Origin of the sequence: Streptomyces sp. NPDC050704 (genome assembly GCF_040654355.1) — a bacterium.
In the GTDB taxonomy this organism is placed as follows: domain Bacteria; phylum Actinomycetota; class Actinomycetes; order Streptomycetales; family Streptomycetaceae; genus Streptomyces.
Map to the genome: position 1 here is coordinate 43,889 of NZ_JBFAHW010000073.1, position 7,116 is coordinate 51,004.

General features: G+C 73.0%; 8 protein-coding genes. 6 read left to right on the forward strand and 2 right to left on the reverse strand.

The features are described 5' to 3' along the window. The first annotated feature begins 14 nt into the window (after positions 1 to 14). The 4 genes from AB0I18_RS34005 to AB0I18_RS34020 all read left to right on the forward strand — a co-directional run bounded on the left by AB0I18_RS34005 (position 15) and on the right by AB0I18_RS34020 (position 3,230). Positions 15 to 935 carry a LuxR family transcriptional regulator gene (locus tag AB0I18_RS34005; RefSeq protein ID WP_363109514.1) on the forward strand — a complete coding sequence of 307 codons (921 nt, stop codon included), beginning with the start codon at positions 15 to 17 and terminating at the stop codon, positions 933 to 935. Positions 936 to 1,145: 210 nt separating this feature from the next. Next, positions 1,146 to 2,138 (forward strand): dihydroxyacetone kinase subunit DhaK, encoded by a 993-nt coding sequence (gene dhaK / locus AB0I18_RS34010; protein WP_363109515.1) that lies wholly within the window; start codon positions 1,146 to 1,148, stop codon positions 2,136 to 2,138. A 65-nt stretch (positions 2,139 to 2,203) separates the two neighbouring features. After that, the gene (dhaL, locus tag AB0I18_RS34015; RefSeq protein ID WP_363109516.1) at positions 2,204 to 2,803 is read left to right on the forward strand and encodes a dihydroxyacetone kinase subunit DhaL; all 600 of its coding nucleotides are present in this window, start codon (positions 2,204 to 2,206) and stop codon (positions 2,801 to 2,803) included. A gap of 1 nt (position 2,804) precedes the next feature. Beyond that, positions 2,805 to 3,230, forward strand: coding sequence for a PTS fructose transporter subunit IIA (locus tag AB0I18_RS34020; protein WP_363109523.1), 426 nt, complete (start codon positions 2,805 to 2,807; stop codon positions 3,228 to 3,230). A 47-nt stretch (positions 3,231 to 3,277) separates the two neighbouring features. On the opposite strand, the gene AB0I18_RS34025 is transcribed toward AB0I18_RS34020, so the two are convergent. Then, positions 3,278 to 4,003, reverse strand: coding sequence for a glycoside hydrolase family 75 protein (locus tag AB0I18_RS34025; RefSeq protein ID WP_363109517.1), 726 nt, complete (start codon positions 4,001 to 4,003; stop codon positions 3,278 to 3,280). Between the two features lie 357 nt (positions 4,004 to 4,360). On the opposite strand from AB0I18_RS34025, the gene AB0I18_RS34030 reads away from it, so the two are divergent. Both AB0I18_RS34030 and AB0I18_RS34035 read left to right on the forward strand, forming a co-directional pair. Next, positions 4,361 to 5,377 (forward strand): fibronectin type III domain-containing protein, encoded by a 1,017-nt coding sequence (locus AB0I18_RS34030; protein WP_363109518.1) that lies wholly within the window; start codon positions 4,361 to 4,363, stop codon positions 5,375 to 5,377. A 289-nt stretch (positions 5,378 to 5,666) separates the two neighbouring features. Continuing rightward, positions 5,667 to 6,227 carry a hypothetical protein gene (locus tag AB0I18_RS34035; protein WP_363109519.1) on the forward strand — a complete coding sequence of 187 codons (561 nt, stop codon included), beginning with the start codon at positions 5,667 to 5,669 and terminating at the stop codon, positions 6,225 to 6,227. 59 nt (positions 6,228 to 6,286) lie between these two features. Here the strand turns inward: AB0I18_RS34035 and AB0I18_RS34040 are convergent, their stop codons facing one another. Next, on the reverse strand, positions 6,287 to 6,841 hold the full coding sequence (locus AB0I18_RS34040) for a PadR family transcriptional regulator (RefSeq protein WP_363109520.1): 555 nt from the start codon (positions 6,839 to 6,841) through the stop codon (positions 6,287 to 6,289). Positions 6,842 to 7,116 lie beyond the last annotated feature (275 nt).

Consider the following 7,116-nt stretch of genomic DNA (forward strand, 5'->3'; position numbering starts at 1 on the left):
CGCGGGCGCTGTCGGTGTACCGGGCCGCGCTGCGCGAGGGGCGGGTGCCGGCCGACGAGGTGCCTCGCTGCCTGACGGAACTCGGACTCGTCGTCGCCGACGCGGACGCGCCCGGCTTCTGCCTGCCCGTGTCGCCGGACGCCGCGCGCTTCGCCGTACTGACCGCGATGGAGGATGAGCTGGCCGAGCAACGCCGCGCCGTGCGGTCGACGTCCTCACGGCTCGCCGCCTTCGAGTCGGTGTACGCGCGGGAGCAGCGCGATGCCCGGCCCGCGCTGGTCCGGCTGACCGAGAAGGCCGTGATCAACGCGGCCCTGGAGGCGGCTGTGGGCGACTGCCGGCACGAACTGCTCACCGCCCAGCCGGGCGGGGGCCGCGCCGAGGCCACGCTCCGCGAGGCCTTCGGCCGCGACCTGCGGGCCCTGCGGCGCGGGGTGCGGCAGCGCACCCTCTACCAGCACACCGTGCACACGCACCGGCCGACCATGGCATACATCGAGCGGGTCACCGAGGCGGGGGCCGAGGTCCGCACCCTGGCGGAGGTCGTCGAGCGGCTGATCGTCTGCGACCGCTCGGTCGCCTTCATCCCGTTGTCCGACGACGCCGCGGACGGAGCCCTGCAGATCTGGGACCCCGCCCTCGTCCGCTTCCTGGTCCGCGTCTTCGAGCAGACCTGGGAACGCTCGACCCCCATCCATCCCGCGGACACCGCCGAGCGCCGCAGCCCCGTCGTCGCCTCCGACCTGCAGCAGACGATTCTGCGCGCGGTCGTCTCCGGCGAGACGGACAGCTCCATCGCCCGCCGCCTGGGCATGAGCCGCAGAAGCGTGGCGGAGCACTTACGGAAGGCGTCGGTTCTCCTGGGGAGCGGGAGCAGAGCGCAGTTGGGGTATCTGGTGGCTACGTCGGGGTTGCTGGAGGAGCGGGATGACTAGGCCGTAACCGGTGGGGGAAGCCACGGCGCAGGCGCAGGTGACCTTCGCTGCCACAAGGTTGATACTGCCCACAGCAGTTCTCCAGCCGCCGCATGTCCGACCCGCCGTGAGCCGCCGCGGATCGCCAGGATCGACAGCTAGCCTTACCTACTCTGACCAGCACATACGCAGGACGGGGCCCCGCCTGCTAAGCCCTCCAGGAGGTTACCCATGAAGATGCTCATCAACGTCGCCGAGACGGTTGTCGCGGACGCGCTGCGGGGCATGGCCGCCGCCCATCCCGAGTTGGCCGTGGACGTCGAGAACCGGGTGATCGTACGGCGGGACGCACCGGTTGCCGGAAAGGTGGGCCTCGTCTCGGGCGGTGGTTCGGGGCACGAGCCGCTGCACGGCGGGTTCGTGGGCCCCGGGATGCTGTCGGCGGCCTGTCCCGGCGAGGTGTTCACGAGCCCGGTGCCGGACCAGATGGTGCGGGCGGCGGCGGCTGTGGACAGCGGCGCCGGTGTGCTGTTCATCGTGAAGAACTACACCGGTGACGTGCTCAACTTCGACATGGCGGCGGAACTGGCCGAGGACGAGGGCATCCAGATCGCCAAGGTCCTCGTCAACGACGATGTCGCCGTTACCGACAGCCTCTACACGGCCGGCCGTCGCGGCACCGGCGCGACCTTGTTCGTGGAGAAGATCGCGGGCGCGGCGGCCGAGGAGGGCCAGCCGCTGGAACGCGTCGAGGCACTGGCCCGGCAGGTCAACGAGAACTCCCGCAGCTTCGGCGTCGCGCTCAGCGCCTGCACCACGCCCGCCAAGGGCAGCCCCACTTTCGATCTGCCGCCGGGCGAGCTGGAGTTGGGCGTCGGGATCCATGGCGAGCCGGGCCGTGAGCGGCGGGCCATGATGACCTCGCGGGAGATCGCCGACTTCTCGGTGCACGCGATCCTGGAGGATCTCGACCCCCGCAACCCCGTCCTGGTCCTGGTGAACGGCATGGGCGCCACCCCGCTTCTGGAGCTGTACGGCTTCAACGCGGAGGTGCAGCGCGTGCTGACCGAGCGCGGGGTCGCCGTGGCCCGCACGCTGGTCGGCAACTACGTCACCTCACTCGACATGGCCGGCGCCTCGGTGACCCTGTGCCAGGTCGACGAGGACCTGCTCCGGCTGTGGGACGCGCCGGTGAGGACGGCGGGCCTGCGCTGGGGGATGTGAGGGCGCACCCGCCCGGATCCCGCCCCGAGGGAATGCTCAACACCCTTACCACGCAAGGAGATTCAGTGCTCGACGCCGACTTCTTCCGCCGTTGGATGACAGCGACCGCCGCATCCGTGGACCGCGAGACGGAACGGCTCACCGCCCTCGACTCACCGATCGGCGACGCCGACCACGGCAGCAATCTGCAGCGCGGCTTCACGGCCGTGGTGGCCACTCTGGAGAAGGAGGCACCGGACACGCCCGGCGCCGTCCTCATGCTCGCCGGACGGCAGTTGATCTCGACGGTGGGCGGTGCGTCGGGCCCGTTGTACGGCACGCTGCTGCGCCGCACCGGCAAGGCGCTCGGTGACGCGGCCGAGGTCGGCGAGCAGGAACTCACGGACGCGCTGCGCACCGGCGTGGACGCGGTGATGCAGCTCGGCGGAGCGGCGCCCGGCGACAAGACCATGATCGACGCGCTCGTGCCGGCCGTCGACGCGCTCGGCGAGTCCTTCGCCGCGGCGCGGGCCGCCGCCGAGGGGGGCGCTCTGGCGACCACGCCGTTGCAGGCCCGCAAGGGCAGGGCGAGTTATCTGGGCGAGCGGAGCATCGGGCACCAGGATCCCGGCGCCACCTCCTCGGCGCTCCTGGTCGCGGCGCTCGCGGAGGCGGCCGGTGAGTGACGTGACGAGCGCGGCACAGGGCGGCGAGAAACTGGTGGGCATCGTGCTCGTGTCGCACAGCGCCTCGGTGGCCGCCTCGGTCGCCGAGCTGGCGACGGGGCTCGCGGGCGGCGGTACGACGGCTCCGGTGGCCCCGGCGGGCGGCATCGAGGGCGGCGGTCTCGGCACCAGCGCCGAGCTGGTGTCCGCCGCGGCCGCCGCCGTGGACCGCGGCGCCGGTGTCGCCATCCTGACCGACCTCGGCAGCGCGGTCCTCACTGTGAAGGCGCTGCTCGCCGAGGGTGACGAACTCCCGGCGGGTACCCGCCTGGTGGACGCCCCCTTCGTCGAGGGCGCGGTCGCGGCGGTCGTCACAGCGTCCGCGGGGGCGGACCTGGCGGCGGTGGAGGCGGCGGCCTCGGAGGCGTACACGTATCGGAAGGTGTGACACCGGCCGGCCGACGGCGCTGCCGGCCTCGCACCGTTTCCGGAGACTCAGTTCCGCCGGATGAACTCCCGCGCCAGCCGCTCCCCTTGGGCGACGGCCGCCCGGTGGCTCTCGATCGGTGCGGCGCCGGAGTTCTTGAACAGGATGTACGTGACCCCCGAGGCGGTCCCGCCGCCCCGGGGGTCGGTACGGATACCGAGGGACCGGGCCATGGCGTACGACGCCTCGCCGATGACGTGGCGGGGGCCGACGTCACCGACGACCGCGTACCGCACACGGTCACGGTGGATCACGGCGGCGACGGTGCCGCCCCGGACGCCGTGTTTCCGGTAGTTCCAGATACGGCTCGGGGCGGGCACGACGACGTACGGCAGGCGTTCGGCGCTCAGGTAGCGCCCGTCGGACTGCTGGAAGGCGGTGGCGGCGGAGAAGAGCGGGTCGGTGCGCCGGTTGCAGCGGCGGCCGGGCCGGCCGTCGCAGTCGATGTCCATGTCGGCCTTCCAGTGCACGGCGCCGCGCTTGCCGCAGACGGGGATGTCCGCGGGCGCCCCGTGGTCGCTGCGGTAGCGCCCGCGCGAGACGGGCGCGCAGTCGTGCACCGCGGCCAGGAGGTCCGCCGCCCGGACGTCCCCCGCACGCTCGCGCACGGCCTCCGGCGGCAGGACGGCCGCGGGAACGGCGGCGGCCGCGGGAATCATGGCGGGCGCGGGCAGCGCGGCGGGGGCGAGCAGGGCGGCCCCGGCCGCGGCCAGCGTCAGCGACTGGACACGCACGATAAGAGACCCTCTCCTGGGCGGCACTGACGAACACTCAGCCCAATCTGGGGCGGAATCGATCACCCGGCCACCCTTGGGGGGCCGTACGGTGCACGCCCGGTGACGTCCCGTCGGGGACCGGGCGGCCGGGTCGTCCTCGACTCCGGGCGCCCGGCCGCCCTCGCCGGCGCGGGATCAGCGACGACAGCGTCCGCACCGTCGGCAGAACTCCCCTGCTACAAGGTCGAGTTCAGCCGTGAAGAGGATCAGCATACGTAACGTTCGGCCGACAGGCGGAACAGACGCCCTCTTGATGTGAGCACGCCCACAGGGCCATATTGGTCCGGACCAATACCGTCCAGGGAGGGCAGAGCCATGCGACGCGTTCCCCTGCGAGCCGTCGCGGTCTGCGGCGCGCTGCTCACGGTGGCGTCCTGCGGCCGGGGCGGGCAGGACACCGGCGCGGGCGGCCGGATCCCCGCGGCCCCGGCCGGTGTCACCGCGGCCGCGGGCAGCGCGACCAGCGTGCACGTCATGTGGAACCGGGCTTCCGGAGATCCCGGGATCGTGCGATACGAGGTGTACCGCGGCACCACAAAGGTGAAGGAAGTCCCCGGTTCGCAGCACATGGTCGACGTCACCAGGCTGAAGCCGTCGACCGCCTACGCCTTCTCCGTACGGGCGCGGGACGCCGACGGGAGGCTCGGTCCGCCCAGCGAGCGCGCCCGGGCCACCACGCCCGCGGCGGCCGCCGCCGACGACCGGCCCCCGAGCCGTCCGGAGCGGCCGCGCGGCGAGGCGGCCGGGAGCCGGGCCGTCCAGCTGTCCTGGGGCACGTCGACGGACGACCGGAGCGTGGCCTCGTACGACCTCTATCAGGGCGCGACGAAGATCCACAGCGTGGGCGGCGGGCAGACGGCGGCCGTGGTCACCGGGCTGCGGCCGGGCACGCGGTACGCCTTCACCGTCCGGGCGCGCGACGCGGCGGACAACGTCTCGCCCGCGAGCGAGACCGTACGGATCACCACCCCGGCCGGCTCCGACGGCGGGCAGGGCACGAGCGGCGGCACGGCGCCCACCGGCTTCCGCGCAGCCACGCACCGCGCCGACGGGGCGTACTACCTCGACCTGTCCTGGGTCCCGCCGAACGCCGGGATGATCGACGGAGTGATCTCGGAGTACCAGATCCAGCTCGACGGGCAGCCGGCCACGTCGCTCGTCTGGGGCGGGACCGCTCCTCGGGACAAGGCGACGTACAGCTTCTACGTGGGGCGGGAGGCCGGAGTCACCCAGCGGGTGCGGATCAGGGCGAAGCTGCCGGACGGCACCTGGGGCGGCTTCTCCGCCGAGCGGACGGTGACCACGGGAGCGGCCGGACCGGCCGGTCCATAGCGGATCCGGCGCGGCGGCCCGGGGCGTCGGACAACCCGCATGTCGCACTCGGGCGGGAGCGCCTGCTGGCGGCCTGCCGCACCTGGTGACCCCGCCGGGAGGCCCGCTGGCGCGGTGACACGCCATCGGCGGTCGGCCAGACGGAGGAATTCGTCACCTGCCCGGTCCCGGTCAGCATGCGGACCGCGGGACGGTCGCGTTGGCTCGGTCCGAAGGCAGCACGGCCCGTTTCCCAATCCTCGGCGGCTCATGGGATGTACCGCCAGCCGTGCCGCCGGAGGGCAGTCCTATGCGTACTACTCAGGTATTCGTCCGCTCCGGCCTGACCGTGGCGGCCGTCGCCGCGCTGCCGCTGGCCCTGACCGCCGGGCCGGCCTCCGCGGTGGGCACCGGGATCAACGTGACCACCAGTGGATCGACCGTGCAGGTGAGCACCACCGCATGCGTCACCAGGACCAGTGGGTCGATGGGCAGTGCCTCGCTGCTCTCCAGTGGCCAGGCGAACTTCGCACAGGGACGCCAGGCGGCCTTGTCCGGGACCAGCAGCAGCCAGTCCGCCGCATGGACGAATGTCGCCAGCGGCACCTACACCGTCATCGTGGTCTGCGCCGACGGCTCGACGGCGGGTACCCAGTCCGTCAACGTCTCGCCAGCCTCGACCCCCACGATCTCCGCGACGGCCTCGCCGTCGGCATCACCGTCGCCGTCGCTCGGCGTCATGGGCGGTGTGGGCGGCGCCACGAAGGACTACGGCACCGTCACCTACGCCGCGGGCGGGGTCCTGGTCACGGCGGGAGCGGTGGCCACGGCCTGGGTCCTGCGCCGGCGCGCCAGATCCCACCGGCTCTGAGACGGGGCGGCGGCCCGGCACTCCCGACGTGGATCGGAGTGCCGGGCCGCCGCCGTGTCTCAGGACGCCGGGTCCTCCACGGGCAACCGCTCGAACTCCTCGAGCGCGTGCGTCAGCCACCGCGTCCAGAAGGTCTCCAGGTCGATCCCGGCTCGCAGGACGAGGTGCTGGATGCGGTCCTGGGGTGCTTCCTTGCCGGGCGGGAAGTCCCGCGCCCGGATCGCCTCGTACTCCGCCAACTGCCGCTGGTGAAGGTCGAGATGGCGGCGCAGGTCCGCCTCGATTCCTGCCGTGCCGACCACCGCCGAGGCCCGGAGCCGCAGCAGCATCGTGTCGCGCGCGGGCTTCGGATCCTGGGACGCGGCGGTCCAGCGGGCGAGTTCGGCACGGCCGGCGGGCAGGACCTCGTACCGCTTCTTCTGCCCGCGGGCCGGCTGCTGTGCGGGGAGGGCCCTGATGGAGCCCTCGGCCTCCAGTTTTCCCAGCTCGCGATAGATCTGCTGATGCGTCGCCGACCAGAAGTAGCCGATCGACTTGTCGAAGCGACGAGTCAGCTCAAGGCCCGACGACGGCTTTTCGACCAGGGCGGTGAGGATCGCGTGCGGGAGTGACATGGAGTCATCCTAGGGAGGGCCGGCCCGTGGCCGGCCCTCGTGCGGGCGTTCCCGGAGGCATGGCTGGAGGGTGCTTCCGGAGTCCGCCCAAGCGCTCCGCTGGAAGGACGGTGCTGTTGTATCCACGTGCGGCTCCGCCGCGGGCGCGGCCCGGTGGGGGCTGGTCGCGCCCCGCGGCGGAGCCGCACGTCGACACAGCCCCGCGCCCCCACCCCGCGCGCAGAGCGACCCCCCAATAAACCAAACACCCCAAACGCCCCCCCCCCCCCCACCCC

What these genes read in the sequence shown, in the direction of transcription:
- AB0I18_RS34040 (WP_363109520.1), bottom strand. Translation starts at nt 6,841, where the DNA reads ATGTCACTCCCGCACGCGATCCTCACCGCCCTGGTCGAAAAGCCGTCG.
- dhaK (WP_363109515.1), top strand. Translation starts at nt 1,146, where the DNA reads ATGAAGATGCTCATCAACGTCGCCGAGACGGTTGTCGCGGACGCGCTG.
- AB0I18_RS34030 (WP_363109518.1), top strand. Translation starts at nt 4,361, where the DNA reads ATGCGACGCGTTCCCCTGCGAGCCGTCGCGGTCTGCGGCGCGCTGCTC.
- AB0I18_RS34035 (WP_363109519.1), top strand. Translation starts at nt 5,667, where the DNA reads ATGCGTACTACTCAGGTATTCGTCCGCTCCGGCCTGACCGTGGCGGCC.